This window comes from Rhizobium sp. WW_1, from assembly GCF_003610155.1.
GTDB lineage: Bacteria > Pseudomonadota > Alphaproteobacteria > Rhizobiales > Rhizobiaceae > Rhizobium > Rhizobium tropici_A.
Window position 1 is genome coordinate 110,383 of the sequence record NZ_RAIN01000011.1, and the last position, 26,427, is coordinate 136,809.

23 protein-coding genes are annotated in these 26,427 nt (G+C 60.8%); 6 read left to right on the forward strand and 17 right to left on the reverse strand.

The genetic code is table 11. From position 1 onward, the window contains the following. The gene (locus BJ928_RS27170) at positions 1-3,081 is read left to right on the forward strand and encodes an efflux RND transporter permease subunit (RefSeq protein ID WP_047633592.1); all 3,081 of its coding nucleotides are present in this window, start codon (positions 1-3) and stop codon (positions 3,079-3,081) included. A 102-nt stretch (positions 3,082-3,183) separates the two neighbouring features. On the opposite strand, the gene BJ928_RS27175 is transcribed toward BJ928_RS27170, so the two are convergent. Both BJ928_RS27175 and BJ928_RS27180 read right to left on the reverse strand, forming a co-directional pair. Beyond that, a complete protein-coding gene (locus BJ928_RS27175; RefSeq protein ID WP_047633591.1) occupies positions 3,184-3,801 on the reverse strand; it encodes a LysE family translocator in 618 nt (205 codons plus the stop codon). A 220-nt stretch (positions 3,802-4,021) separates the two neighbouring features. Further along, complete coding sequence (locus BJ928_RS27180) at positions 4,022-4,681, reverse strand: response regulator transcription factor (protein ID WP_047633589.1); 660 nt, start codon at positions 4,679-4,681, stop codon at positions 4,022-4,024. A gap of 119 nt (positions 4,682-4,800) precedes the next feature. On the opposite strand from BJ928_RS27180, the gene BJ928_RS27185 reads away from it, so the two are divergent. Together BJ928_RS27185 and BJ928_RS27190 are read left to right on the forward strand one after the other, a co-directional pair. Then, the gene (locus BJ928_RS27185) at positions 4,801-6,582 is read left to right on the forward strand and encodes a hybrid sensor histidine kinase/response regulator (RefSeq protein ID WP_047633588.1); all 1,782 of its coding nucleotides are present in this window, start codon (positions 4,801-4,803) and stop codon (positions 6,580-6,582) included. Positions 6,583-6,743: 161 nt separating this feature from the next. Beyond that, a complete protein-coding gene (locus BJ928_RS27190; protein WP_147413946.1) occupies positions 6,744-7,049 on the forward strand; it encodes a hypothetical protein in 306 nt (101 codons plus the stop codon). Between the two features lie 88 nt (positions 7,050-7,137). Here the strand turns inward: BJ928_RS27190 and BJ928_RS27195 are convergent, their stop codons facing one another. From BJ928_RS27195 to BJ928_RS27265, 15 genes are all read right to left on the reverse strand, one after another. Further along, positions 7,138-9,939, reverse strand: a complete 2,802-nt coding sequence (locus BJ928_RS27195) for an autotransporter outer membrane beta-barrel domain-containing protein (RefSeq protein ID WP_052227795.1) — start codon at positions 9,937-9,939, stop codon at positions 7,138-7,140. A 287-nt stretch (positions 9,940-10,226) separates the two neighbouring features. Continuing rightward, positions 10,227-10,511, reverse strand: a complete 285-nt coding sequence (locus tag BJ928_RS27200; protein WP_047633585.1) for a copper-binding protein — start codon at positions 10,509-10,511, stop codon at positions 10,227-10,229. Between the two features lie 26 nt (positions 10,512-10,537). Further along, positions 10,538-11,017 carry a plastocyanin/azurin family copper-binding protein gene (locus tag BJ928_RS27205; protein ID WP_047633583.1) on the reverse strand — a complete coding sequence of 160 codons (480 nt, stop codon included), beginning with the start codon at positions 11,015-11,017 and terminating at the stop codon, positions 10,538-10,540. Positions 11,018-11,051: 34 nt separating this feature from the next. Next, complete coding sequence (locus BJ928_RS27210; RefSeq protein ID WP_047633582.1) at positions 11,052-12,398, reverse strand: copper oxidase; 1,347 nt, start codon at positions 12,396-12,398, stop codon at positions 11,052-11,054. A gap of 13 nt (positions 12,399-12,411) precedes the next feature. Then, positions 12,412-13,854, reverse strand: coding sequence for a TolC family protein (locus BJ928_RS27215; protein WP_047633580.1), 1,443 nt, complete (start codon positions 13,852-13,854; stop codon positions 12,412-12,414). Further along, complete coding sequence (locus BJ928_RS27220) at positions 13,851-14,078, reverse strand: hypothetical protein (RefSeq protein ID WP_047633686.1); 228 nt, start codon at positions 14,076-14,078, stop codon at positions 13,851-13,853. Before BJ928_RS27220 ends, BJ928_RS27215 begins: the two co-directional genes overlap by 4 nt. A 93-nt stretch (positions 14,079-14,171) precedes the next feature. Then, positions 14,172-14,564: a hypothetical protein gene (locus BJ928_RS27225; RefSeq protein ID WP_047633579.1), complete on the reverse strand. Its 393-nt coding sequence runs from the start codon at positions 14,562-14,564 to the stop codon at positions 14,172-14,174. Between the two features lie 102 nt (positions 14,565-14,666). After that, on the reverse strand, positions 14,667-15,770 hold the full coding sequence (locus BJ928_RS27230; protein ID WP_052227794.1) for an ABC transporter substrate-binding protein: 1,104 nt from the start codon (positions 15,768-15,770) through the stop codon (positions 14,667-14,669). Continuing rightward, complete coding sequence (locus BJ928_RS27235) at positions 15,767-17,158, reverse strand: sensor histidine kinase (RefSeq protein WP_047633577.1); 1,392 nt, start codon at positions 17,156-17,158, stop codon at positions 15,767-15,769. Before BJ928_RS27235 ends, BJ928_RS27230 begins: the two co-directional genes overlap by 4 nt. Next, positions 17,148-17,819 carry a response regulator transcription factor gene (locus BJ928_RS27240; protein WP_047633575.1) on the reverse strand — a complete coding sequence of 224 codons (672 nt, stop codon included), beginning with the start codon at positions 17,817-17,819 and terminating at the stop codon, positions 17,148-17,150. Before BJ928_RS27240 ends, BJ928_RS27235 begins: the two co-directional genes overlap by 11 nt. Before the next feature lie 103 nt (positions 17,820-17,922). After that, positions 17,923-18,984 carry an ABC transporter ATP-binding protein gene (locus BJ928_RS27245; protein WP_047633574.1) on the reverse strand — a complete coding sequence of 354 codons (1,062 nt, stop codon included), beginning with the start codon at positions 18,982-18,984 and terminating at the stop codon, positions 17,923-17,925. Further along, the gene (locus BJ928_RS27250) at positions 18,977-20,743 is read right to left on the reverse strand and encodes an iron ABC transporter permease (RefSeq protein WP_082011914.1); all 1,767 of its coding nucleotides are present in this window, start codon (positions 20,741-20,743) and stop codon (positions 18,977-18,979) included. Before BJ928_RS27250 ends, BJ928_RS27245 begins: the two co-directional genes overlap by 8 nt. A 153-nt stretch (positions 20,744-20,896) precedes the next feature. Further along, the gene (locus tag BJ928_RS27255; RefSeq protein WP_047633572.1) at positions 20,897-21,961 is read right to left on the reverse strand and encodes an ABC transporter substrate-binding protein; all 1,065 of its coding nucleotides are present in this window, start codon (positions 21,959-21,961) and stop codon (positions 20,897-20,899) included. A gap of 353 nt (positions 21,962-22,314) precedes the next feature. After that, positions 22,315-22,899, reverse strand: coding sequence for a protein-tyrosine-phosphatase (locus tag BJ928_RS27260; protein ID WP_047633571.1), 585 nt, complete (start codon positions 22,897-22,899; stop codon positions 22,315-22,317). A gap of 126 nt (positions 22,900-23,025) precedes the next feature. Then, positions 23,026-23,793, reverse strand: coding sequence for a metallophosphoesterase (locus BJ928_RS27265; RefSeq protein ID WP_047633569.1), 768 nt, complete (start codon positions 23,791-23,793; stop codon positions 23,026-23,028). A gap of 128 nt (positions 23,794-23,921) precedes the next feature. Here BJ928_RS27265 and BJ928_RS27270 point away from each other — a divergent pair, with 128 nt between their 5' ends. The 3 genes from BJ928_RS27270 to BJ928_RS27280 all read left to right on the forward strand — a co-directional run bounded on the left by BJ928_RS27270 (position 23,922) and on the right by BJ928_RS27280 (position 26,359). Then, positions 23,922-24,623 (forward strand): helix-turn-helix transcriptional regulator, encoded by a 702-nt coding sequence (locus tag BJ928_RS27270; protein ID WP_047633568.1) that lies wholly within the window; start codon positions 23,922-23,924, stop codon positions 24,621-24,623. Positions 24,624-24,709: 86 nt separating this feature from the next. Beyond that, positions 24,710-25,405 carry a GntR family transcriptional regulator gene (locus BJ928_RS27275; protein ID WP_047633567.1) on the forward strand — a complete coding sequence of 232 codons (696 nt, stop codon included), beginning with the start codon at positions 24,710-24,712 and terminating at the stop codon, positions 25,403-25,405. 42 nt (positions 25,406-25,447) lie between these two features. After that, positions 25,448-26,359, forward strand: coding sequence for an agmatinase (locus BJ928_RS27280; protein WP_047633566.1), 912 nt, complete (start codon positions 25,448-25,450; stop codon positions 26,357-26,359). The last annotated feature ends 68 nt before the right edge of the window (positions 26,360-26,427 follow it).

Sequence of the window (26,427 nt, forward strand, 5' to 3'; positions counted from 1 at the left end):
ATGAATATCACCGATATCTTCATCAAGCGCCCTGTGCTCGCTCTCGTGGTCAGCGCGTTGATTATCGTCATCGGCTACCAGTCGTTCCGCTCGCTCACCGTGCGCCAGTATCCGCAGACGCAGAACGCGGTCGTCACCGTGACGACCACCTATCCGGGTGCGGCACCTGACGTTATCGCCGGCTTCATCACGACGCCGCTCGAAAACGCGATCGCCCAGGCCAATGGTATCGATTATATGACCTCGACGAGCACCAGCGGCACGTCGACCATCACCGTCAACCTTCGGCTCAACTACAGCGCCGATTCGGCGATGACCGAAATCAACGCCAAGGTGTCCTCCGTTCTCAATCAGCTGCCGACAGGTACGCAGCAGCCGATCATGACGGTCTCCATCGGCCAGTCGATCGACGCAATGTACATCGGCTTCCGCAGCGATGTTCTCGCCAGCAACCAGATTACCGACTACCTGACGCGCGTCGTTCAGCCTAAATTGCAGGCGGTCAATGGCGTTCAGACAGCCGAAATCCTCGGTGCGCGAACCTTTGCGTTGAGAGCCTGGTTGCAGCCGGACAAGCTTGCTGCCTATGGGTTGACCGCCGGTGACGTGTATACCGCGCTTTCGACCAACAACTACATTTCCGGCATCGGCACGACGCGCGGCCAGATGACACAGACGGTGCTGACGGCGCAGACCGACCTGCATTCTGCGGACGAGTTCAATGAGATGGTGGTCAAGCAGATCGGCAGCTCGATCGTGCGGCTGAAGGATGTCGCGACCGTTGCGCTCGGATCTCAAAATCCCGATGTCCAGATCGGCTTCGACGGACAGGACGGCGTGTTCATGGGGATTCAGATCGCGCCAACCGCCAACCTGCTCGATGTGATCGCCGGCGTGCGTGCGGTGTTTCCAGGCATCCAGGAGCAGTTGCCGCAAGGGCTTGAGGGCTACATCGTCTATGATTCCAGCACCTTCGTGACTACGTCGATCGATGAGGTCGTGAAGAGCCTTGTCGAAGCGCTGGTGATCGTTATTTTCGTGGTCTTCGCCTTTCTGGGCTCACCGCGATCGGTCGCCATTCCGGTCGTCGCCATACCGCTATCGCTGGTCGGCACCTTCGCGATGATGCTGATCTTCGGCTTCTCGATCAATCTTCTGACACTGCTTGCCCTGGTGCTGGCGATCGGTCTCGTCGTCGACGATGCCATCATCGTGGTGGAGAACGTCAACCGTCATATAGAAGAGGGCGCGACGCCCATGAGGGCGGCGCTCGATGCTGCACATGAACTGGTCGGGCCGATCCTCGCCATGACGGTCGTGCTGATTGCCGTCTACGTGCCGATCGGCTTCCAGGGTGGCCTGACGGGCGCCTTGTTTACCGAATTTGCGTTCACGCTGGTCGGCGCCGTCACCGTGTCCATGATCATTGCGTTGACGCTGACGCCGATGATGTGCTCGCGCATCCTGAAACCGCATCTCATCGATCGCAGCGGTTGGGAGGAGCGGATCTCCGATTTCATCGATCGTCGCTTCTCGGAAATCCATCGGCCCTATGTGCGCATGCTGCACGGCAGCCTGAACACTATACCGGTGGCGTTGGTCTTTGCCGTGATCGTGCTCGGTAGCATCTATTTCCTCTACACTAGCGCCAAGACCGAACTGGCGCCCAATGAAGACCAAGGCTTCCTCGCGGCACAGGTGACGAACCCGCCCAACGCAACGCTTCAGCAAAAGCTGCTCAGTTCCGACCAGGTCACCAAGATCTTCCACAGTTTCCCCGAAACCGACAAGACCCTGCAGGTCGAGGTGCCGGGTACCTCCTTCGAGGGCATGGTGCTGAAGCCCTGGGACCAGCGGACGAGAACTGCGGATCAGCTGCAGCCCCTGGTGCAGGCCGACCTGGCAAAGATCGCCGGTGGACAGGCCGTGGTCTTCCAGATACCGCCGCTGCCTGGCGCCAGCGGTCTGCCGGTCCAATTCGCCATCGGCAGCACCAGCGGTTTCGAACAGCTCAACGAAGTGTCGAACACCTTCTTGCAGGAAGCGCAGAAATCCGGCCAGTTTATCTTCATCACAAAGGATCTCTACGTCGATAATCCGCAATACTCGATCAAGATCGACCGCAGCAAGGCCTCTGCTCTCGGTCTGTCCATGAACAATGTCGGTTCGGCGCTCGCCTCCATGCTGGGCGGTGGCTACGTCAACTATTTCAGTATCGACAATCGCTCGTATCAAGTCATCCCGCAGGTGGAACAGCGCTCGCGGCAGACCATCGATCAGATCATGAATTATCCGATCGCGAACGTGAACGGCAGCAAGATACCCCTCTCGGCGATTGCGACCGCGACGCTTGAGGCCACGCCGCGTTCGGTCGCGCACTTCCAGCAATTGAACTCGGCCACCATCTCCGGCGTGCCGGCGCCGGGCGTTGCCGTCGGCGATGCGCTGAATACCCTCAAATCGATCGCGGCCCGGACATTGCCCCAGGGCTATTCGGTCGATTACGGCGGACAGTCGCGTCAATACGTGCAGGAAACGAGCGGCATGGCGACCACGTTCGCGCTTGCTCTGATTATCGTCTTCCTGGCGCTTTCGGCACAGTTCAACAGCTTCCGAGACCCGTTCATCATCCTCGTCTCCGTGCCGATGTCGATCGCAGGCGCGCTTGCCTTCATTAGCCTCGGCATCGGCGGCGCGACGATGAACATCTATACCCAGGTCGGCCTGGTGACGCTGATGGGACTGATCAGCAAGCACGGCATCCTGATCGTCGAAGTGGCGAACACCTTGCAGGCCGAGGGGAAAACCAAGCGCGAGGCGATCGAAGGCGCCTGCGGCATCCGCTTGCGTCCGATCCTGATGACGACGGGCGCCATGGTGCTGGGCGTCGTGCCGCTCATTCTCGCAACCGGTGCCGGTGCCGCCGCCCGCTTCAACATGGGCCTGGTGATCGCGACCGGGCTTGCCATCGGCACGCTCTTTACGCTCTTCGTCGTGCCGGCGGTCTACATGCTGCTCGCAGCCGATCATCACAAGAAGGATGCGTCCGAAACCGAGACGGAGCCGGCTCCCGCACATTGAGTGAGCCGGCGGTTGAGGCCGTTGCGATCGGGCTGAAGCGTGCCTGCCCATGATGCCGCAAGGCTCAAGGCAGGCATGTTTCTTTCTCCGGTTCGGTTCGCGTCAGCCATGCCGCTGCACGAGGATGACGCCGAGGGCGATCAGGAGAGAGCCGCAAGTCCGCGGAACCAGCTTGCCTCGGTTGCCGCGGGCAAACCGCCCGAGTGTCAGCGAGGCAAGGCCGACGGCGCTGACGTCGGCCATAGAGAAAATGATGTTGACGACCGTGCCAAGGACAAGGAACTGGGCCCAGACGGGCATCGCGGCGGCGGGATCGACGAATTGCGGCAGGAACGTCACGAAGAACAGCGCGGTCTTCGGATTGAGAATCTCGACGATGATGCTGTCGCGCAGGACGCCAGGCTTTAAGTCGGCGGTTTCGCTGCCATGCTCGCGCCAGCCGAGGAACATCGTAACCCCCAGCCAGACCAGATAGGCGGCACCGGCAAGCTTCATGACCGCGTAGACCGACGGCGCCTGTTCGAGCAGAGCCGCAAGGCCGATCGTTGCGGCGGCAATGTGAACATAGCATCCAAGATGGACCCCGAGCGCTGCCTTCAATCCCTCACGACTGCCATGTGCTAATGTCTGGGCGGTCATGTAGATGATGGCCGGACCCGGCATGCAGGCAAAGACAAGTGTCGCAAGGACGAACGACGTCCAGTGTTCGAATGAGATCACGGCGTATCCTCCACTCTTTCGAGGTTGCTCTCCCCACTGGAGCGACCCGGAGCGGCAGATTCCCGATGGGCTGTCGCTCGCCGGGAGAGCTACGCCTTATACGTGCTGCCTCATATACGACGCCTGTCGTATTTCGGCATGGAGGTGGGATCGCCTATTCTGCGCCGAATGGCACGCGAATCCTCGCATGCAGCGATTTCAGGAGGCGTGGATGCATGCTTCAGCCAACCGGCAATCCAAGCCGGACCGCATAGGCCGTCACTTCGGCAGTGCTGTGAAGACTAAGCTTGCGCATCAGGTTTTCCCGATGCTTGCGGGCCGTCAGCGGACTGATGCCGAGCCGCTCCGCCATGAGCTTCGCCGTCAGGCCCTGCGCCGACAGAAGCAGGATCTGGCGCTCCCGCAGCGTCAGGGGAATGGGCGAAACGATTTCTCCCGTGACTGGCACCTTGCCCGGCCGCTCCGGCCGCTCAACCGCGAACCGGATCGATTTCGCCAGATAGGTCCTGCCGCTTTTCAAGGCCGCGATCGCCTGGTCGAGTTCCTCGGGATCGCCGTCCTTGGTGAGGTAGCCGTTAGCGCCGGCCTCCAGCGCGGCTCGTACCGTGCGCGGTTCGACATTCGCCGTCAGCACCAGGATGCGCATGCGGGGCGCCAGCGTCCGGATTTCGGCGATGAACTGGATTCCGGCGACACCGGGCATGCCGAGATCGAGGGTCAGGAGGTCTGCGCGCGTGTCGCGCACGATATCGAGCAGCGCTTCGCCGTTGGCCGCCTCCGCAAGGATGGAAACGTCCGTCATGGCGGAGATCAGGAGCTTCAATCCCTCGCGGACGATGGCATGGTCGTCGGCGATGATGACAGTCAGCGGGCGATTCATGCGTATGCGACCTGTGGGTGTATGGTAACGAATCTATAGTCTGCAATCTATGTGAGACAGGTTACCGATAAATCAACCCGGCCGATGACGCCGGCTCAACCGACAACCGGAAGGTATTCATGCAGGACGACAAGGTACGCCAGGCACTCGTCGAGCTGTTGTATCGCAATTCCTATGGCGTGGTCATTTCGAACATCGTCACCTCTTCGGCGGCTGTCTACATTCTGCGTGAGGTCGTTTCGCTGACCTGGCTTCTCGGCTGGCTTGGTGCGCTCTATCTTCTGACGGCCTCCCGCGTTCTTGCCTCCCGCCGATTCTTCGGCAGCGGGCGTAAGCCGGAAACCTTCATGCTGTGGGCGTGGCTCGCCGCGGCCTTCTCCTGGGTATCGGGGCTTCTTTGGGGGACGGTCGGCTGGGTCGGTTTCCTGCCAGAAAACCCGGTCGTGCTTTCCTTTACCGTGATCGTGCTGACCGGACTCGTCTGCGGCACGGTGCCGTCTCTATCGGCCTTTCCGCCGGCGCTTGTCGGCTCGATCATCATCACGGTCATACCGATTGCCCTGAAATGCATTCTCAACGATAGCGCGATATCCGGGGCTTTCCTGTTTCTGCTGGCCTCCCTGGTCGTCATCAATATCTATTATTGCCGCATCACATACGGCATGCTCCGGGAAACGGTGGCGCTGCGCCTGCGCAATGAGGAGCTGGTCGTTAGTCTGCAGGAGGAACGTGATCGCGCGCAGACGGCCGATCGCGCGAAAACACGCTTTCTTGCCGCGGCAAGCCACGACCTGCGCCAGCCGACCCATGCGCTCAGCCTCCTCATTTCTACGCTCGGCATTCTCGGGCAGCGCGGCAATGTCGCATCCCAAGCTGCGCGCGAACTTGCAGACAAGGCGAAATCGATCGTCGGCAATCTCAGTGACCTCCTGAACAGGCTACTCGATATTTCCCGGCTCGATGCCGGCGTGGTCACTGTCGCAAGAGAGCCGATCTCGCTGGCAAGGCTCTTTTCCGGGCTTGAAGACGAATTCGCCGGTGCCGCTGCCAGCCGCGGCATCGAATGGCGTGTCGTCGACAGTAGCCTCTGGGTCGACAGCGATCCCGTCTTGCTCAAGCGAATACTCGATAATCTGATTTCCAATGCGCTGCTTTATACGGAAAAGGGCCGCGTCCTCCTTGGTTGCCGCCGACGCGGCACGTCGGTCGAGATCCAGATCTGGGATACCGGTACGGGCATTCCCACCGATCAGCAGAAGCTGATATTCGAGGAGTTCGTGCAGTTGCACAATCCGGCGCGCGACCGAACACAGGGACTTGGCCTCGGCCTTGCGATCGTCCGACGAAGCGCGGGCCTGCTCGATCATCCGCTCAGGCTTGTATCCAAGCAAGGGAAGGGTTCGATGTTCGCCCTGATGGTTCCGATCGCCGCTCCGGACAGTCGCAAGTTCGGCGTCGCCGGTAGAGAAAGCGCATCTGATGGCGCGCTCGGCGTGGCGGTGATCGACGACGAGCGCGATGCGCTCGATGCAATCAGCCTGTTGTTGAACACCCTTGGCCACCGCGTCTATGCCGGACGCTCGGCGGCCGAGGCCCGCCGCGCCCGTGATGAAGCATCGCGGGATGGCGCCGCACGGATCGACATCATCATCACAGACTACCGGCTGGAGGCCGGCACGACTGGTCTCGAAGCGATCGAGGAGATGCGCATCCATGCAGGGGGCCGCCTGCCAGCTATCATCTTGACCGGAGACACGTCGCCGGCTCGCCTGAAGCAGGTCACCGAAAGCGGCCATCTCCTGCTCCACAAGCCCGTCGATGCCGAGCAGGTGCAGCAGGCCATTGACGAGCTGCGTACCGTTTGTCAGGCTGACCGTCGCGAAAGATCGACGACGAGCTGAAGCGAATATCGATGCTGAAAGAGTAGTTTGTCTGCCGAGCTGCGATCCGCACAAGCTGATCGCACCGCAGCTGTCGGTGCACAGCACCAACCCTTAAATTGCCCAGATTGTGCTATCATAGCCGCCCGGTACTAGCAGTTTTACCCCGGCTCCCGCGAGGAATGATGGTTCGTATTCTAAAAATGGTCGCAGCTGGCATATGCGTGGTGATGCTCGCCAGCGGCGCATTTTATGGATGGCCGATCGACACGCCGCGCAAGGCCGATGGCTTGCAGGAACGCATGACCAATTGCGACCGGAACATCGATGAATTGATGCGGCTGCATGATGAGAAAATTGCACCTGGGACCGGCGACCGCATAGTTGTCGAAGGCCATGTGAAGGCGTGCCTGGCCGAACTGAAGAACTATTTCTATGTCACGGTTGCCAGGGCGAAGCTGAAGGCCAAGGGCGTGTCCAGCTTCTGATCCCGCCGCCGTCATAGTCAACGCAAGAGCTTGCTGCCGACACTCGTGGCACACGGCACCCTGGCCGGAACCAGGCGCCTTGCTCGAACTACCATTTCACACGCAGCCCGACATTGCCCTGAAACACACGTTCATGCTCACCGCTGACGTCGAACCTGTAGTCGGCTGTCGCAAAGGCACTCAGCGACGTGTTGAAGGCATAGACCACGCCGCCGCCGACCTGCATCGAGGTACCCTTCATTGAGGTGTTCATCGCATCTGAATCGAAGCGGACCGTGTCCGTACTGTCGAAATTATGCCAGATGTCGGTCTTCAGATAGGGTTGAAGCAAACCTGCCGATGTTTGGAAATTGCCCTGCAGCCGGGCACCGACGCGCCCGGTCCAGCTGGTATCGGAACCGAAGGAAACGGCGGAGAAGGCATCACGCTTGTCGTCGAGCGATATATCCTGCCAGATCAACTGCGCCTGCGGTTCCAGCGACCACTCACCGCCGAGCGCGATTGGATAACCGCCTTCGAGAGACGCGGTGAAGCCGCTGCCGCCGACATCGATCCCGGTGCCGCCGATCGAGTTGGCGTCGCCGCCGAACCAGGTGCCCATCAGCACGCCATCGAGATACCAGCCTGTGGGGCCGATATGGGTCCAATGGGCGCCGACGCTTGTGGCATCGAGATTGATCTTGCCGGTTTTGACATTGTTCCAGCCGACTGCCTGCCCCGTCACGTCGGCGCGCAGATCGGCATAGCCGAAGAACAGGCCCGCAATATCGCGATGGCCATTGTCGCTCTCGTGGCGAAGAATGTCGATGCCGGTCTGCAGACCCCAGAGCGAGCCGTCGATCGACGGCGATACCGAGCCCGACCAGCCCTGGTCGACATGCTCTCCGAAGCCTCGTCCCCAGACCGCGGAAGCAACATTGCCCGAGGTCACCACGCTTTGCTCCCCGCGTCGCTCATGAAACGTTCCGAGCGTGGCGAGTGTCGCGACTTGAGCTGCCGGCGGGATAGCCGTGTAGGTCGCGACCTCGGGGCGGATCAGCGGGATGACCTCCACGTCAACGCCGCCGATATTCATGATCTCGGGAGAGATCGGTGTCGCGCCTGGATTGGGCGGTGTTGGCGTCGGGTTGTCTGGAGTCACCAGCGGCGGCTGAATCTCCGTGGTTCCGCCCGGAGGCGGGGTCAAAATGGGGCCTTCTGGGTCAGGGTCGGTCGGCGTCGGAACGGGCGCGACATAGGCCGAGCGCAGATACCAGTTGTTGCTCGTTCCCGCGCTGACGCCACCCTTGAAAAGGTAGTATTCATAGGCGCCCGCCGCGACCCGGCCGTTCAGGGAAAAGGCGCTGCTGCTGGCGGTGGCGCCGTTGGTCGCCTCGACGACATTGATGCCGTTCAGCATGGTGGCCGCGCCGCCTCCACCGATGTTGTTGACGGTGATGGCGGTCGAACCCGACGCCGTTCCGCCATTGATCACCAGCTTGTCGGAGGCGGAGGCATCGTCGCCAAGTACGGTATTGAGGAGCAGGCTACCGCCAGAGCCGACATAATTGCCGGCGACGGTGAGGCTGTTTGTGGTTTGAGAGCCGCCATTGGTCAGGTCGATCACGCCTGAATTGGTAAGTGTGATGGCCGGGCCGCCTGGATAGGGGGTGATCGAGGGATTGAAGCCGCCGCCGGCAAGCAGGCTAGCGCCGGACGACACCGTCACATTGCCTGTCAGGTTTGTTTGCAGCTGAAAGGTGCCGTTCTGAATGAAGCTGTCGCGAAAGTCGCCGGTGCCGGCCCAGGTCCAGTCTGTGCCTGTCATGTAGAGCGTCTGGAAATTGGTGAACGCGTTATCGATCACGCCTTCGCCCTGTAGCGTGACGGTGTTGCTGCCGTTGCCGCCATTGGCCGTGCCGATCATTTTCGATCCGGTTTGCAGGGTCAGGGAAATATTGCCGTTGCCGCCGCTGATGGCAAAGCCGTTGCCACCACTCAGAAGGCCGGCATTGGTGATGGCTGTCTGGCCGTTGAGCGTGCGGATCGCGGGCCCCTGGTCGCTGATGATCTGACCGCCGGCAAGGTTGATGATCGTCGCATTGAACCCCGAGCCGACCGTATTGGAGAACACGCCGTCCGACGGCGGGCTGCCCGAAGCTGCGCCGCCGCTAGCGTGAATGGTGCCGCTGTTCACCAGACGGCCGTTGATGCCCTGGATATAGACTGCCGGCGCGCTGTTTCCGCTCGTGGTCAGTGTTCCCGTGTTGGTGATTGTACCGTTCGAGCCGAGGATTGATGCTGCGCGTGCGTTGCTGCCACTTGTTGCGACCGAGCCGTTGTTGATGATGGTGTTGTTCGGGAAGCCGCCGCCGACCTGGCCCCAGCTCGCGGTCATGCCATAGGCGTTTGGTCCCGTCGTCGTGATCGAGCCGTTGTTGATGAGGGTGTTGCCGCTGCCGTCGGCAGCCATGCCGTCATTGTATTGGCCGGTATTGCTGATCGAGCCGTTGTTGGTGATCGAGTTATTGCTGCCGGTGCCGACCAGCCCCGCGCCGCGGTTGGTGCCAGTACTGCCGGAACCGGTGAGAGAGATGCTGCCATTGTTGACGATGGTGCTGGAATCGGCGACGCGAGCGCCGGCATTGGCGGTCGGCGAGCGAGTGACGGTGACGATCGCGCCTCCGAGAATGTCGATCGTGACGTTGGAGCTTCCCGCCGCTCCATAGATGCCCGTGGTAACCGGGTTGGGCGATGTCGCATCGCAGGTCGCCGTCTGGCCGCTTGCTGGCGTGAAGCGGCTGCATGCAGCCTGGGCTATCTCCGGCGCGACGAGGCTCGTTCCCAAGACGAGTGCTGCTTTGAGCGAGACGGAAGCGGTTTTCGAACCTCGATTCGTGATATGGCGCATCGGTCCCCCCAACTTCACCAGCACTTCCAGCCGATGGATCGCTCGCCTAAAGAGCATGGGTTAAGATTCGCATCAACTAAAAAATCTAAACCTAATAATACAGTGCAGGAGAGAAGTTAGCAGTCGAGGGGAGTCGATGGCCGACCTTGCCGAAAAATGGGACACCGACGACGGCAATCGCGAGTAAGCAAGGGAATGTCCATTCGTGGCGTGATCAGCGGCGGATCCGAGAACTCGAAAATCGTCGTTTGGTCGGGCCCCGCTCGGAGCCCGACCGCCGCTTTTGCTTACTTTATCTGCGTAACGGTCAGCTTGCCGTTCACGCGCTCGGCGATGAACTCGATTGCCGAGCCCTCCTTCAGTTTGGCGCGGATGGCGGGATCTTCGACGCGGAACACCATCGTCATCGCCGGCATGTCCAGGTTCTTCAATTCCTCATGCTTGATCGTGACCTTGTTCGTCTTGGCATCGATCTTGTTGATCACGCCCTTGGTGAATTCCTGCGCATGGGCGCTTGCGGCAGCGCCGATGGCCAGGGCAGTTGCAAGGGCAATTCCAGCGAGATTTTTCATGTTGCTTTCTCCAGATGTTCAAGAGTTCATTTGGTAGTGACAGACACGTCGCCATGCATGCCCGCTTCGTAGTGTCCGGGGATGAGGCAGGCGAATTTGAAGTCACCGTCATTGGTGAATTTCCAGACGATCTCGCCGGATTCGCCCGCGGCAAGGCGGATCGAATTGGCGTCGGCATGCTCCATCTCGGGGAACTTCGCCATGACAGCCTTGTGCTCGAGGATCTTGTCTTCCTGATCGAGCACGAATTCATGGTCGGTTTGGCCGGCATTGTTGAGCACGATCTTTACGGTCTGCCCCTTGCGCACCTTCATGACGGCCGGTTGGAACAGCATCCGGCCGTCTTCGGTTTCCTTCATGGTCACGCGGATCGTCTGCGTGACTTTGCTCTTGTCGCCGGGTTCGCCGACCGCGAGTTTGTCGTCATGGCCGCCGGCATGGTTTCCGGAGGCAAAAGCGGGACCGGCAAGGGTTGCAATGAGCATTGCGATTACGAGTTGCTTCACTTTGAGTTCCTTTGCAGTTGGGGATGTTTGGGCATCATTGATTGTTCGACTTCGGGGTAATGCGAGTTTCCGCATTCTTGGCTCTCGCCTGATCCGGCAACTCGCCGGTCCATTCGAAGGCCTGCGTTCCCGGTGGGTTCTGGTACCAGCCGGGATCGGCGTAATCGTCCGCGGAGATGCCCTGGCGGACTTTCACGACCGAGAACATGCCACCCATCTCGATGGGGCCGTGCGGACCCCAGCCAGTCATCATCGGCACGGTGTTTTCGGGTATGGGCATTTCCATTTCGCCCATATCGGCCATGCCCTTGGTGCCCATGGGCATATAGTCGGGCTGAAGCTTCCGGATCTTGGCGGCGAGTTTGGACTTATCAGCGCCGATGAAGGTCGGGATGTCGTGTCCCATGGCGTTCATCGTGTGATGCGACTTGTGGCAATGGATCGCCCAGTCGCCCTCATACTTGGCATCGAACTCATAGGCCCGCATGGCGCCGACCGGGATGTCGATGCTGACTTCCGGCCAGCGCGCCTCGGGCCGCACCCAGCCGCCGTCGGTGCAGGTCACCTCGAAGTCGTAGCCATGCATATGGATCGGATGGTTGGTCATCGTCAGGTTGCCGACGCGCACGCGCACGCGATCGTTCTTCGAGACGACGAGCGGTGTGATGTCGGGAAAGACGCGGCTGTTCCAGCACCACATGTTGAAGTCGGTCATTTCCATGACGCGCGGCACATAGGAGCCGGGATCGATGTCGTAGGCATTGAGGAGGAAGACGAAGTCGCGGTCGACCCGCATGAATTTCGGGTCCTTCGGATGGACGACGAAGAAGCCCATCATGCCCATTGCCATCTGCACCATCTCGTCCGAATGCGGGTGGTACATGAAGGTCCCCGACTTCACGAGATCGAACTCGTAGACAAAAGTCTTGCCGACGGGGATGTGCGGCTGTGACAGACCGCCGACACCGTCCATGCCCGATGGCAGGATCATGCCGTGCCAGTGGACGGTCGTGTGCTCGGGCAGCTTGTTGGTGACGAAAATGCGCACCCGATCGCCCTCTACCGCTTCGATCGTCGGGCCGGGTGACTGGCCATTGTAGCCCCAGAGATAGGCCGTCATGCCGTTCGCCATCTCGCGCTCGACGGGCTCGGCGACGAGATGGAATTCCTTGACGCCATTGTTCATTCGGTGCGGTAGGGTCCAGCCGTTGAGGGTGACGACCGGCTGGTAATCCGGCCCTGATGATGGCTGAACGGGCGGCTGCATGTCGGCCGAGGCCATGGAGGGTGCCTCGGGCAATCCCATGGCCGACGTCTTGCTCCAGGCGCCAGCCGCAAGCATGACGGCGCCCGCGCCGAAGAACTGTCTTCTGTTGAACATCGAAATATCCTTTCTACTCACCGGAGCCGGCGGCCGCGGTTTCCGAGGCACTGGAGGAGCCGCCGCCATAGATGGCGGGTGCGAGATTGGCCTCGGCGAGCCAGAAGTCGCGTTTGGCGTTGACGGACTGCACGAGGGCGTCGATCTTCTCGCGCGTGTCGGTGAGCAGCTCGAAGGTGTTGGTGATCATGCCGTTGTAGGTGAGCAGCGATTGCTCCTCGACCTTGGTGCGCAGGGGCACGACATTGTTGCGATAGTGACGCGCGATATCGAGGCTGGAGCGATAGGCCTCATAGGCCGATCGTGCCTCCGAGCGCACATTGACGGCCTTTTCCGCCAGCCGGTTGGCCGCGCGCATATAGGCGAGTTCCGCCTTTCGCATGCGTGCCTTGCCGCTGTCGAAGATCGGAATGGCAAAGCCGATTTCAGCCGATCCCGCGAATTCGACCTTCTTCGTCCCATCCTCGCGGCTGCGCTCGGCCTCAAGACCGGTCATGAGCTCCAGATCCGTGACGTAGCGGGTCGCTTCCGTCAGGCCGTAGGATTGTGCGGAGGCTGCAAGTTCCAGCCTTGCAGCCTTCAGGTCGATGCGATTCCCAAGGGCGTCCGCCTCGATACGGTCGCGTTTGGCTATCGTTTTCGGCAAAGACGGCAGGCGGTTCGGCAGCCGGTAGCTCATGTCCGAACCCCAAAGTCCGAGCCGTCGGGTCAGCTCCTCCTTGGCGAGACGGGCGGTCAGTCGCGCCTTGGCGGTTTCTGCGGCGAGTTCGGCGGAAAACGCATGCTCGCGAGCCTGCGGACCTTTCGCCATTGCTCCGGTTTCCCCGAGCTTCTCCGCCAGTTCCGATGCCGCATCCGCTGCCGCCTGCGCACGTTGCAGTCCGGCCACATTCTCGTCGGCGGCAACGGCGGTGATCCAGGCGCGGCGCGCATCGGCAGCGAGACTTAGCGTCTCGATCGCGGCATTGAGTTGCGCCTGCCGGAACCGCGTATCGGCCAATGCGACATCGCGCTTCTTGGTCATCAGCGCCAGGATGTTCGCCGTGAGCGCGCCCTCGATCGTCCGGAATGCTTCAAGCTCGGGCGTGCCGATGCCATTCAACCCGACGGAGGCGGTCGGATTGAGCAGCATGGTCGTCTGCCACGCATCGGCAGCACTATCTCCGAGATCGGCATAGCTAGCCTGAAGGCCCTTGTTGTTGAGGAGCGCGATCTGGACCGCGGTTTCGGCATCAAGGACTTTCTCGCGGGACAGAAGCGCTTTGGTTCGCGCCGACAGTGCCTTGGCCTGTTCCTGGTTTTGTACCCAGACGGCATCCTTTGCGATGACGGATCGGGTCGTCGTCGACACGGTAGAAAAGCCGGCTTCCTTTCCGGCATAGTTGGCGCCGCTGACGCAGCCGCCGAGAAAAATTGGAAATGCGGTGACCACCGCAAGCGTGCGAATTGAACTCATTGCGCATCTCCCTTGGCCGGAGATTGCTGGTCGTTCTGCTGGCGCCAGGGTCTTGGATCGACCGGCATGCGCGGGACATAACCCGAGACAGGGGAACTGAATTGCAGAGGCACGACAGAATGCGTCTGTTCGAAATCCGATGACGCGACGACGTCAGGAGGGAAGGTGGATGCGCAGCCGCCCACGAAAAGGGGCAGCCCCACCACGATTATGGAAGGTCTCATCTTTAGAAATCCGAATAGGAGATTGCCAATGGCATTCGCGGGAAAAATTCCGGCAAAAGCCATGCGAACCCGTCACATGCGGGTAGGACCTATTCAGATATTCGGGGGGCGATCGAGATTGGGCCGTTCGCCGGGCGCGTGCCGATCGTCGATGAACTGGCGGATGGAGGATACGGCAGGGCCGCCGGCATCATAGCCGTTGCAGACAATACCGAAGCCGACACAGAAATCCTTGCAGCATTCCTGCTTGGCGATCTTGGCCTTTGCCAATCCGGACGCATCGTCGTGATGCTTGCCGGTGGCGTCAGTCTGCATGGCATGATGATCGCCATGATCCACGAGCTTTTCGGCACGGAATTCCGGAAATGCCGAGCCATGCATGGCTGCGTTGGCATTGGACAACGTATAGCCCGCCAGCGATACGATGATCGCCAGCCGCACAAGAAGGAGCAGCTTGCTCAGTGCGATTCGATAGGCTTTACCCATGGGCTGACAGGTACAATCAAACGTGACCCGCTTCAACGGGAATTTGCACGGTGCCCGATATCATTTACGTGAGCGGGCAGGCGCATGGCATCGTCTCCACGGTCAGGGTGACGATGCCGGCTGGCTCAGCATCGAGTGGCTCCAGTCGTCGATGAAGCGCCGCCGCTGCGCTTCGTCTTGCGCGGCGAGCAATGCGGGGCCGATGCGGATCGGCTGGACGAAACTTAATTCGCCGAGGGTCGGTGGGCCGTCGACCCCTTCGGGAATATCGCCCTTTTCTGCAAAGAAGAAGGCCTTGCGGCGCGCCACGTCCTGACCGCGCTTGGAGAGCAGATAATCGAGAAAGCGCCGGGCGAGGTCCGGTCGCTGCGAGGTTTTCGGTATCAGCACGCCGCGGCTGAGGATCAGTGTATAGTCGCGCGGAATGACGACCTTCAGGTCGGGGTTGGCCTTGGCCGCCGCGTAGGAATAGGACCCGATCATATTGTAGGCGAGATAGAGGCGTCCGCTTGCAATCTCCTGCAGGATGGACCCTGTGCAGCAGCTGACCTTCACGTCGGCGCGGCTCATGCTTTCGAGAAGGCGGCCATAGGTCGCCGTCGCCTGGCGCGCATCGCTGAAGGCAAGGAGGTAGCCGACCCCGGAGGTCCTGATGTCGTAGGTTCCCACCCGCCTTTCATAATAATCGAGCCGACGCCTGAGGAGATCGGCAAGCTCGGCGCGGGTGCGCGGCACATCGCCAGCAGGCACGTAGCGCATGTTGTAGACAAAGACCGCCGGTTCGAAGGTGAAGCCGAAGACCTCGTCACGCCAATTGGCCCATTTCGGCACCTGGGCGGTTTCCGATGAGTTGTAAGCCGAGGCACAGCCATTATTGGCAAGGCTGACCAACTGGTCGAGTGAGGAGGAGAGCCACAGATCGCCAAGGGGGGTATTCTGCTCGCAGGCCGCACTGGCCTTCTGATGCAGATCGTTCGTGACATAGTCGGAATACTCGATGGCAATATCCGGCGCCATCTCCTGAAAATCCCGGATCAATGGCGCCATGGCTTCAAGATCGGCCGCGCCATGGATCGACAGGCGAGCCGCTTCGCTACTGATCGCCGGGAAGAGCCTTGTCGTGCCTTCGACGGCTGTTGCGAGCGTCGGCACAAGGGCAAAAGCCGCAATGCCCAGCGAGAAGGCGACGAGGTGCCGAGATTTCATTTTCCCTCCCTGTGAATGCGCGGAAGAGCGAGAATGACGGTGAAGCCGTGGGCATCCGCGCCCTTGGCGCGAAATTGCAGCGCGCCGCCATGCGCGGCCGCAACCTCCGAGGCGATGGCAAAGCCAAGTCCGGCACTTCCTTCGCCGGCTTTTGACGTCTGAAAACGCTGCGTAACGCGCGGCCATTCTTCCGATGGAATACCCGGACCGTCGTCCTCCACCTCGACATGAGCAAAGGGGCCGGCATCGCGCACCCGCACCTCGAGCCTGGAAAGGGTGCCATGCCTCAGCGCATTGTCAATGACGTTGACGATCGCCTCGCGCAGGCTGACGGGATCGCCGAGGACTGTAAGTTCGGCATCCGCTTCCTCAAAGGATACCACGATATCGGGGTCCACGGTGATCGGCACCGCGACGCGAAAGGCGCGCCGTGCGATCTCGTTGAGATCGACGGGCTCCAGCTGCACGGATTCGGCGCGATGAATGACCATGGCATGGCTCAGCAGCTGGTTGGTCAGTCGCGCCAGCTCGTCGGCGCGCTGCTGCACGCGGCTGAGATGCTGCCTGTCCGTCTCATCGAGCTCGCCGCTGTTCAATAGGTCGAGCTGGGCCGTGAGCGCAGTGAGCGGCGTCCGTATCTGGTGTGCCGCATCCGCGATGAAGCGCTGCAGCAGCACGACACGCTCGTTGAGGCGGCCCATGAAATGATTGATAGAGCCGACGAAGGGTCGCAGCTCGCGCGGCACCGATACGGAAAGCGGTGTCAGATCCTGCGGATCTCTGCGCCGAAGCGCGCCGCCCAATTGATTGACCGGCCGCAGCGCCTGACGGATGGAGAGGATCATGACAACCAGCGCCAGGAAGCACATGATGACGATGGTGATCGCGGCGCCGAGCGTCAGCTCATGCGTCAGCCCCCGGCGCGCCTCTACGGTCTGGGCGAGGATCACATGCGCCCAGCCCGAGGCGGCTGGGTCCGAGAGCGCCCGCCCGACGACCGCGATCCGCACCGCTTCCCCCTTATAGAGGCCGGAGCTCAAGACCGGCTCTCGATGCACGGTGGCAAGGTCGATGTTCGTCTCCAGGTCCCGGTGGCCGGTGAGCGTCTTTCCTGTGGGATCGACGATGCGATAGAAGATGCGATCGCGGTCGGCGAGCCCCAGCATTTCGAATGCCGAGGCCCTGAGATCGACAATCAGGGCGCCTTCCTGGACGGCCAGGCCATCGGCAATCTGGAGCGCTGCGCCGACCAGCACGCGATCATAAGCATCGTCGGCCGCCGTGCGGGCGGAATACCAGCTTGCGGTGATGAGCACGGCTGCCCCGGCAGTCAGGAGAACCGACATGACGACCGCCAGGCGGCCAAAGAGCGAGCGTTCAAGCGTCATCGGAGACCAACTGGTAGCCGATGCCGTGAAGCGTGACGATGCGGGCCTTCGCTCCCTCGAGCTTCTTGCGCAGTCGTCCCACATAGAGCTCGATCGCATTGGCGCTGACGGCCTCGTCGAACCCATAGAGCTGGTCGAGCAGCTCCTGCTTGCTGAATACGCGCCCGGGCCGGGAAGCAAAGATTTCCAGTAGCGTCATCTCCCTGCGCTTCAACTGAACCTCACGCTTGCCGACTTTGACCGAGCGGCTGGTACGATCGAGCACGATGTCGCCGCAGGTGACGAGGTTGGTGGCGTCGCCGCTGCGCCTTCGTAGCAGCACCCGGGCCCGCGCTTCAAGCTCGCGAAAGTCGAACGGCTTGACAAGGTAGTCGTCCGCGCCGAGGTCGAGGGCACCGACGCGATCGTCGACCTCAGAGCGTGCCGTCAGCATAAGGACCGGCGTCGTGACGCGGGCACGTCTCAAACCCTTCAGGATTTCGAAGCCGTCGAGCTCGGGCAGCATGACATCGAGGATGACGAGATCATAGTCCGTGAAGGCCAGGATCTCGGCCGCTGCGCGGCCGTTCACCTGCCAATCGACCGTATGGCCGACAGCCTGGAAACGACGGCAAATGGCCTCGCCGACATCCTGCGTATCTTCAACGAGCAGGATGCGCATGGCGACCGTCTTGTCCGATCCTCATGGGTTCCAGACGCAAAGTTCCTCCCTTTCCAAAGCGGCTCGGTTCTTCGCGGAGCTCCGAACCGCTTTTCTATTGCTTTTAGGCGGCTTCCGGATAGAGCCAGACGCTCTCGCGTGGGATCTCCGTCCAAACCGTGCCCGCCGCCATCAGCTTCGGGCCAAACGCCTTGGCTTTAAAATCGCCGTAGGACAGGCGATACTCCCAGCGATCGCCGAGGAACAGGCATGCCTCCAGCTGCATCTCGATGCGGCCCGGTGCCGGCTGATCGTGAACAGCGACCTGTTCGACGCGAATGACGGCCTTGCCTTCGCTTTCCGCCCCATCCCCCATCATCACGCCATCGAGCTGCCAGTTGCTACCATGGATGCTGGCTGCAGGGCCATCGCGTTTGATGCGACCTGCGGCAACATTGTTCGCACCGAGAAAATCGGCGACGTAGAAGCTCGAAGGCTTCGAATAGATATCCTGCGGCGGGCCTTCCTGCGCAACCTTTCCATTGCGCAGAAGCAGGATATTGTCCGAAGCCGCCAACGCTTCGGCCTGATCATGGGTGACAAGGACGCCGCAAATGCCGAGATCGAGAACGAGCTTGCGAATCCAGTAGCGGGCTTCTTCGCGCAGTTTCGCATCCAGATTGGAGAGGGGCTCGTCCATGAGCAGGATCTTCGGCTCGTAGACGAGCGCGCGGCAGATGGCGACGCGCTGCTGCTGGCCGCCGGAAAGCTGATCCGGATAGCGTTCGGCAAGGTGGCCGAGACCGATCTTGCCGAGCGTGTCGAGGACGCGCTTTTCCGCATCAGCCTTGTTGACGCCCCTGAGCTTCAGGCCATAGGCGACATTTTCCGCGACAGAGCGGTGCGGCCACAAGGCATAGGACTGGAAAACCAGCCCGATATTGCGTTTTTCGGGCGCGACGGTGACCCGCTTGTCACCATCGAAAACAACCGAGCCGCCGATCTTGATCTGGCCAACTTCGGGCTGCTCGAGACCGGCAATGCAGCGCAAGAGGGTCGTTTTGCCGCTGCCGGATGCCCCGAGCAGCGAAACGATCGATCCGCGATTGGCGGTAAACGAAGCGCCCTGAAGGATATGCAGGCCACCGAGATATTTATGCACGTTTTCAACGATGAGATCAGTCATGGATCTTGGCTCCGAGACGAAGGGCGAGGGCAAGGCCGCCGCCGGTAAGAAGGATGCTGACAAAGGCGAGGGCAGCGATGGTGTCCATGGCGCCGGACTGGAGCTGCGCCATCATAAGGGAACCGATGACCTCGGTGCCGGCGCTCATCAGATAGATGCCGGTGGCGTAGTCGCGCAGGAACACGATCATGATGAGCGCCCAGGCGCCGACGAGACCCGGCCGGATGATCGGGATGACGATGTCGCGCCAGCTCCGACCGATGGTCGCCCCCGTGGTGCGCGCCGCTTCTTCCAGCTCGGGGCTGACCTGGATAAGCGTGCCCTGCAGAAGGCGCAACCCATAGGAAAGGCCGACGATGACATAGGCTGCGAATAGACTGATCAGCGTCGTCCTCAGCGGAATGAGGAAGGGTACGAACAGGAACAGCCAGAAGAAGGCGAGACCGATGATGAGGCTGGGCATGGCGCGCGGCAGTAGTACCATATAGTCGAGCACGGTGTTGGACATGCCTCTGTGGCGATGTCCGGCAAGCCCGATCACAAGATAGATCGCCACGGCTGCCGCCCCGCCCACGACCGAAAGAACGACCGTGTTGACGATGCCACGAAAAAGCGTCGGCACTTCCAGAAGTGTGGCGAAATGCGCGACGGTCAGATGCGCCAGCGGATTGACGCCCTGGCCCCAAGCATCGACGAAGGCACGCAGCACGATGCCGCCGATCGGCAGTACAACCGAGACGAAGAGCCAGAAGCCGATGAAGGACAGAGAGATGATCTGGCCGGTAGGCCCCAGCCGCATCACGGTCGTTCGCGGCCCCTTGCCTCCGAGGGCGGCATAGCGGCGGCTATGGCGCAGCAGGCGGCGCTGATACCAGACGAGCGGCAATGTGAGCAGGACGAGGAGAACGACGACGACGGCCATCAGCTGATAGGTCGGCACGCCGAACAGCGTCGTGAGCTTGTAGACATAGGTTGTGAGAACGATGATGCCGCTCGGATCGCCCAGAACATAGGGAACGCCGAACATCTCGAAACCGATTAGCAGATTAAGGGCGGTCGCAAAGACGAGCGCCGGCAGGACCATGGGCAGCGTCACATCCAGGCAGACCCGCCAGATCGGCGAGCCCATCGAGCGCGCAGCCTCTTCCAGATCGGAAGGCAGGTTGCGCATGGCGGCCGACACATAGAGATAGACATGCGGCACATGGGCGAGCCCCGTGACGATGACGATCCCGGTCAGCGAGTACAGGTTCCAGGGCGCCGAGCCGAAGAGATCGCGCGACAGCATGGTGAGGAAGCCGGCAGGGCCGACCGAGACCGTATAGCCGAAGGCAAGCACGATCGCCGAAATGAACATCGGCACGAGGACGACGACTTCAAGCGCCTTGCGGAACTTGACATCAGTCCGCGTCAGCAGGAAGGAGAGCGCGGCGCCGAGCGGTACCGCGATCGCCACCATGCCGACCGCCATGATGACCGTATTCCAGAGCGCGTCGTAGAACATCTCGTCGGTCAGGATATAGCGATAGGCCTCGATGGACAGCTTGCTCTTCGGCGCGAAGAACGGTCCGTCGAGCAGGCTTTGGTAGATGATGAGGACGATCGGCGCCAGCACGACGACGGCCAGGAGGCCGATGACGATGCGCCTGAAGCCGAGGGCATTGGCCGGCTGCGGGATCGATGTGAATGTTGGGCTCGCATGACCCGCCGGCTGCGCGGCGTGAGACAGGGTCGATACTGTTGTCGACGGTGCCGACATCGGCGTGCCTCCTTCTCGATGGTTGTTGTTCCCAAGCACTTTCGCTTTCTTCACGTCGCGGAAATGCTCTATCTTCTTGTTTTTACGGGCACTCCTCATGGAAAGCCGCAGCGCGGCTTTCCGGGAAATGCTCTTAAGGGATCTGACGCGGCGTCAGCCCTTGACCGATCCGCGCCACTTCTTGAGGAAATCAAGGCGCTTTGCAGGGTCCATAAATTCCAGGCGCGAGTCGTCGAGCGCGATAGGCTTGAGGTTGCCGCCGACCAGCTCGTTGATGGTGTTGAGATTGTATCCCTGGTCGACATCGGTGCGCAGGGACGGCATGCCCTTCGACGCGATTGCGTTCTGGCCTTCCTGAGACAGCATGAAATCGAGGAAGAGCTGCGAGGCATTGGGATGCGGCGCGTTCTTGATGATGGCGGCGACACGCGAGAAGGCCGGCGTATAATCCTTGCCGAAGGCGACGCCGAGATTGGAGGCGCTCTTCACCCAATCGAGCGCATAGGAGCCGATGAGGTTGAAGGCAATCACATTCTCACCGGAAACCACCGTCTCGCGCATGGAGCCGGTCGAGGAATAGGTCTTGCCCTTGGCGGTGCCGAAGGCCGAAACCAGATCCCAATAATCGCTGCGCTGTTTGGAGTCGTTCGTCTGGATCATGAAGCCGACGCCGGACTTTTCCGGATCGAAGGTCGCGATCTTGCCTGCGACATCTTTCTTGCCGAGGAACTCGATCAGCGCGGCCCGCGTGCGCGGAACCTCGTCTTCCTTCAGAGCGACCTTGTTGTAGATCATGCCGATCGGCTCGAGCGTCGTGGCGTAGACGGTCTTGTCGTAGACGGCCCAGCTTGGCAGCGCGCCGATTTCAGTCGAGGCATAGGAGGCGAGATAGCCGTCGGCCGCAAGCTTCACGGTCTGGTCCATTGCCGATGTCCAGACGAGATCTCCGCCGACCTGGCCGGCCGCAGCTTCGGAGATAATGCGGTTGTAGACGCCGTTGGTGCCGATATCGTTGTAGTCGATGCGAATGCCTGTATATTTCTTGGTGAAGGCATCGAGCAGCGCCTGTGCCTGGCTCAAGTCGGTCGCGGCATAGATGGCGATCACGCCTTCCTTCTTGGCGGCGGCAACGAGTTCCTCGCTCGCCGCAAAGGCTGCGCCGTTGACGCCGATGGCGATCGCGGCTGCGATGCTGAGTTTTTTGAATAGCAGTGACATTTGTTCCCTCCCGGTTGACTGCTGCATGGTTTTGACTGCCGTCCGCATCCCTGAATTGAGGACATGCGCAAACGGCGCGGCACTCCCTGACGGATAGCCGCTGAATGAGATGTGCTTGGCTGATGATGGCCGGCGCCGATTGCCGGATGGCAGGCGCTAGTCGCGGCTAGGCGCGATTTTCATAATATCTCCTCCCCATGGCCGGCCGGCTTCAGATGCCGGCCGTCTCTGTCCTCTACAGATTGCAGAGAAGGTGACATTGATTCCTGTCAGAGAACTGTCACGGCGGAAGAAGATGGGAAAGGAGCCGCCTTCATGAGGGCGGGTCGTCTTTAGGTGATAGACGCGCTTTGTTATTCCGGCGCTGCCATTTCGAGTTCCGCCTGGCGTCCGAGACGCGTCATCCATTCGACGAAATCGGGCCGTTCCTTGATCTGTCGGGCATAATGTCGGGCCAGTGCAGCCTTCAGATCACCCTTCCTGCCAAGTTGTTCGTCGGCAAAGCCGATCATTTGAGAGTTTGGCCATGCCTGCGGGCGGATGGCGACCAGACGGGCAAACAGGCTCTCGCCGGATTCGTCCGGATTGGCCTGCGCCATCAACGAGAGCATGGCCGCCGTCGAGCGGGATACGCCCATATGGCAATGAACCAGCAGATGGCTCGGAGCCTCAGGATCTTGTTGGGCTCGAAACCGAGAGCCGAATGTCAGGATCGCGTCGACGTGCTCCGGCTGCGGCATTACCCTACCTGGAGCCGTCGCGATGATGTCGTGAAAGCGCAGCGTCGTGCGATGATGCGTGGCATAGGAATGAAACACATCGAGTTCGGGATATTCCGGATCGAGGAGGGAAAGCACATGGGTGACGTTTCGAGTGCGCTGATCGGGTAGCTCCTCAATGCCACAAACCGTGAGTTCGGGAGAAAGAAGCACGCTCATTGTCATATCCTTCAAATCGATTGGCGATTCCGCAATATCTCGATAAGATATAATGTCATAACCTTGAAGTGAAAGTACTTTTGCTTCTTGTTGTTGCCATATGGCCTGGCAAGACGTCTGCGCCGTCTAAGCCTTCGAAAACAAGACGATCTGCGTTCTGATCTCGTCTTCGTCCAGCTCGAGAATACGGTAGCCGAACGTCTTCATATCCGCTTTGAGATGTTCGGATTGCTTGACGAGCTGATAGGAAACCGCCGGCGTGACATACTGCCTGATATTTGCCTCCCGGGCTTCGTCGATCATGTGATAGTGGCCGCAGAACAGCGATATCTGGCAATCGGTGTCGATCAGAAGCGACCTGACGTCATCTCGGTCGCGCAGAGCCGCGCCGGTTCGATCCACTGATGTGTCGAGCGGCAGGATCGGGTGATGCAGGAAGATTGCCGCCTTCTTCACGCCCGCGAGTTCGCGTACCAGCCATTTGCGCTGGTTGTCGCCAACGGCATTATCGGACGTATCGAGAAAGATGCGTTTCAGATACGGGTCATGCTGGGAGAAGCACAGCTTGCCCGCGACGATGCTTTCGCCCAGATCGTAATGTTGTGTGACATTACCATAGCTGTCGTGGTTGCCGAGGATGAGCGACATGTCGAAGGCATAGCCACGCAGAAGCTCGAAAAAGCGGCCGACCGATTGGGCCGCGCCGATATCACCGCCGAAGACGATCCTGGAGATGTCCTTGCGGGCGATATCGTCGAGGACGACGCGCAGGTGATGTTCGTGTTCTCCCAGTGTTTCCTGATAGCCCATTTTGTCGCCGGCGATTTCGCCCTTTGCGACCAGTCGTTGGCCGAGGTGAGTGTCGGTGAGAAATGCAAGGGTCGTCTTCGTCATAGCCCGGTTCCATGGCAATTGCTTATGCCCCAGCCTACGGCGATAGCGCGTCGAAATGCTTCGATACGTGTCGAAACATGCGAACTGTTTCGGTGCTAAGATGCGCCTAGATAGAAGGAGGCCGAAAGATGATACCGCAGCCGAATATAGCAGCAGTCGCCTTTCTGATCGCCGATCCCGCGCGCGCCGCCATGCTGTCGGCATTGCTCGACGGTCGGGCGCGACCGGCCGGGGAACTCGCCTATGCCGCAGGCGTGACGGCGCAGACGGCCAGCTCCCATCTGGGCAAGCTTCTGGATGGCGGACTGGTGACTGTCGAAACCGAGGGTCGGCACCGTTACTATCGTCTCGCCGGCCCCCACGTCGCACTCGCGCTTGAGACGCTCGCCTCGATCGGACCGGGGGAGCCCGTGCGAAGAAAGCCGTTGACCCGCGAAGCGCAAAAGCTTCGGTTCGCTCGCTGCTGCTATGATCACTTGGCCGGCCGCGTCGGCGTCGCCGTGACCCATGGACTATTGGAGAAAGGATTTATCGTCGCGGCCGACAAGAAGCGGTTCGAACTCACGCCTGCGGGGACCAAGTGGTTCGACCGCATGGGCATGAACACGGCCGGGATCAGACCCACGCGTTATGGGCTGGCCCGGCAATGTCTCGACTGGACGGAACGTCAACATCATCTGGCCGGGCCACTTGGCGTTCATCTTACCAATCTCTTCTTTGCCGAGGGTTGCCTGCGGCGGTCGCCCTCGTCTCGGGCCGTTGACGTGACGCCGAAAGGCTGGAAAGTGCTAAATGAGCATTTCGGCATTCAGGAACGGGCCTTGCTCTGACCAGCGCTCTGCCGCATTGACTTCATTTCGACAATGGATGATTTTGGTAGGCCATATTATGGTATCCGAAGATCGAGGGTGCGGAAATGAATGATGATGCACATGGCGCCGCAATTCGCGTGGAGCGTCCAGCCAAGACGTTGCGTGAGCTTGCTCTCGACAAGGTGCGAGAGGCCATCATCAACGGCTATTTCCGCCCGGGCGACCGCCTGGTCGAGCGCGATCTCTGCGCCCAGCTCGGTGTCAGCCGCACGATCGTGCGTGAGGTCCTGCGCCATCTCGAATCCGAAGGTCTGGTTGCCAACCTGCCGAACAAGGGGCCGATCGTCGCGCAACTCAATCATGACGAGGCCAAGCAGATCTACGAGATCCGTGCGGCACTCGAAGGAATGGCGGCGCGGCTTTGCGCCGAGCAGAACAATCCCGCGATTGCCGATGCCCTCGACAAGTCGCTGGAAGATATAAGGCACAGTTACCGTGAGAAGGACATGCCGGGCGTGCTCGCCCATACATCGTCCTTCTATCAGACGCTGTTCAGCATGGTTGACCGCCATGTGGCCTGGGGCGTCGTCAATCTTTTGACCGTGCGCATCAATCACCTGCGCTCCATGACGATCAAGACGCAAAATCGCGATGTTCAGGGACCGGCGCAGATGGCCCGCATCGTCGATGCCATCCGGCGCGGTGACGGCGACGGCGCCTATCAGGCGGCGATGGATCATGTCACAAGCGCCAGCGCCATCGCCCAGGCCGTGCTTTCAGGGCGGCAGCCGATCGATTGATTTTAGGATCTCTCAACAAAACCATCGTCAAGGCCAGCAAGCATGACCGTTTCCCCTCCCTTTCTAGGCTTTCCGGATCGCCTTGACGATGGTCGCCTGCCGCGTGTGGTGATTTTCGGAGCCGGCCACGGCAGTACCTATCCCGGCAAGGACAGCAGCGGCTATGCCTTGTCCGCGGGCGCGATCCGGGCCGCCAGCCAGGGTGATGCCGGGCTTATCGAGCATTGGGATTTCGATCTCGGCGGCCCGTTATTCGACGGCAAGCCACCCTGCTGCATCGACACTGGAAACATTGAGACCGTCATGCACGACAATGCCGGCAACCGGGGCCGGATCGAGGCGAGGACGCGCGAGGTGCTGGCTCTGCAGGCCGTGCCGATCCTTCTTGGCGGCGACTGTTCCGTCACGATCCCCTTCATCGCCGGTTTTGCCGACGAGGGGCCGGTCTGGGTCTTGCAGATTGACGCCCATATCGACTGGCGCGACGAGTTGCATGGCGAACACCACGGGTATTCGAGCCCGATGCGGCGAGCAAGCGAGATGCCCCATGTCGCCGGAATGGTGCAGGTCGGTTTGCGAAGTGTTGGGAGCGCTCGCGCTTCTGACGTCGGGGCGGCACAGCGTTATGGCAGCCGCTTTGTCACTGCCCGTGAGATCCACGCCCAAGGGGTCGAGGCGGCTCTTCGCCATATTCCGGAGGGCGTGAGGGTTGTCGTCACGCTGGATTGCGACAGCATCGATCCCGGAATTATGCCAGGTGTCGCGGCGCGCACACCCGGCGGGCTGACCTATACGCAGGTGATCGACCTGATCGCCGGCCTTGGCAGGCGGGCCGACATTGCGGGCTTTGATCTGGTGGAGCTTTATCCTCCGGCCGACATCGGCGGCCTGTCTGCCGTCACCGCGGCGCGCATCGTCGTCAATGCGATCGGCGCTATCGTCCGCCAGGGATAGGGCCAGCGGAATTTTCGCTGTCCATGATGGTGGGCTGGTTCGCGTGACGCCGGATGATGCCGATTGAT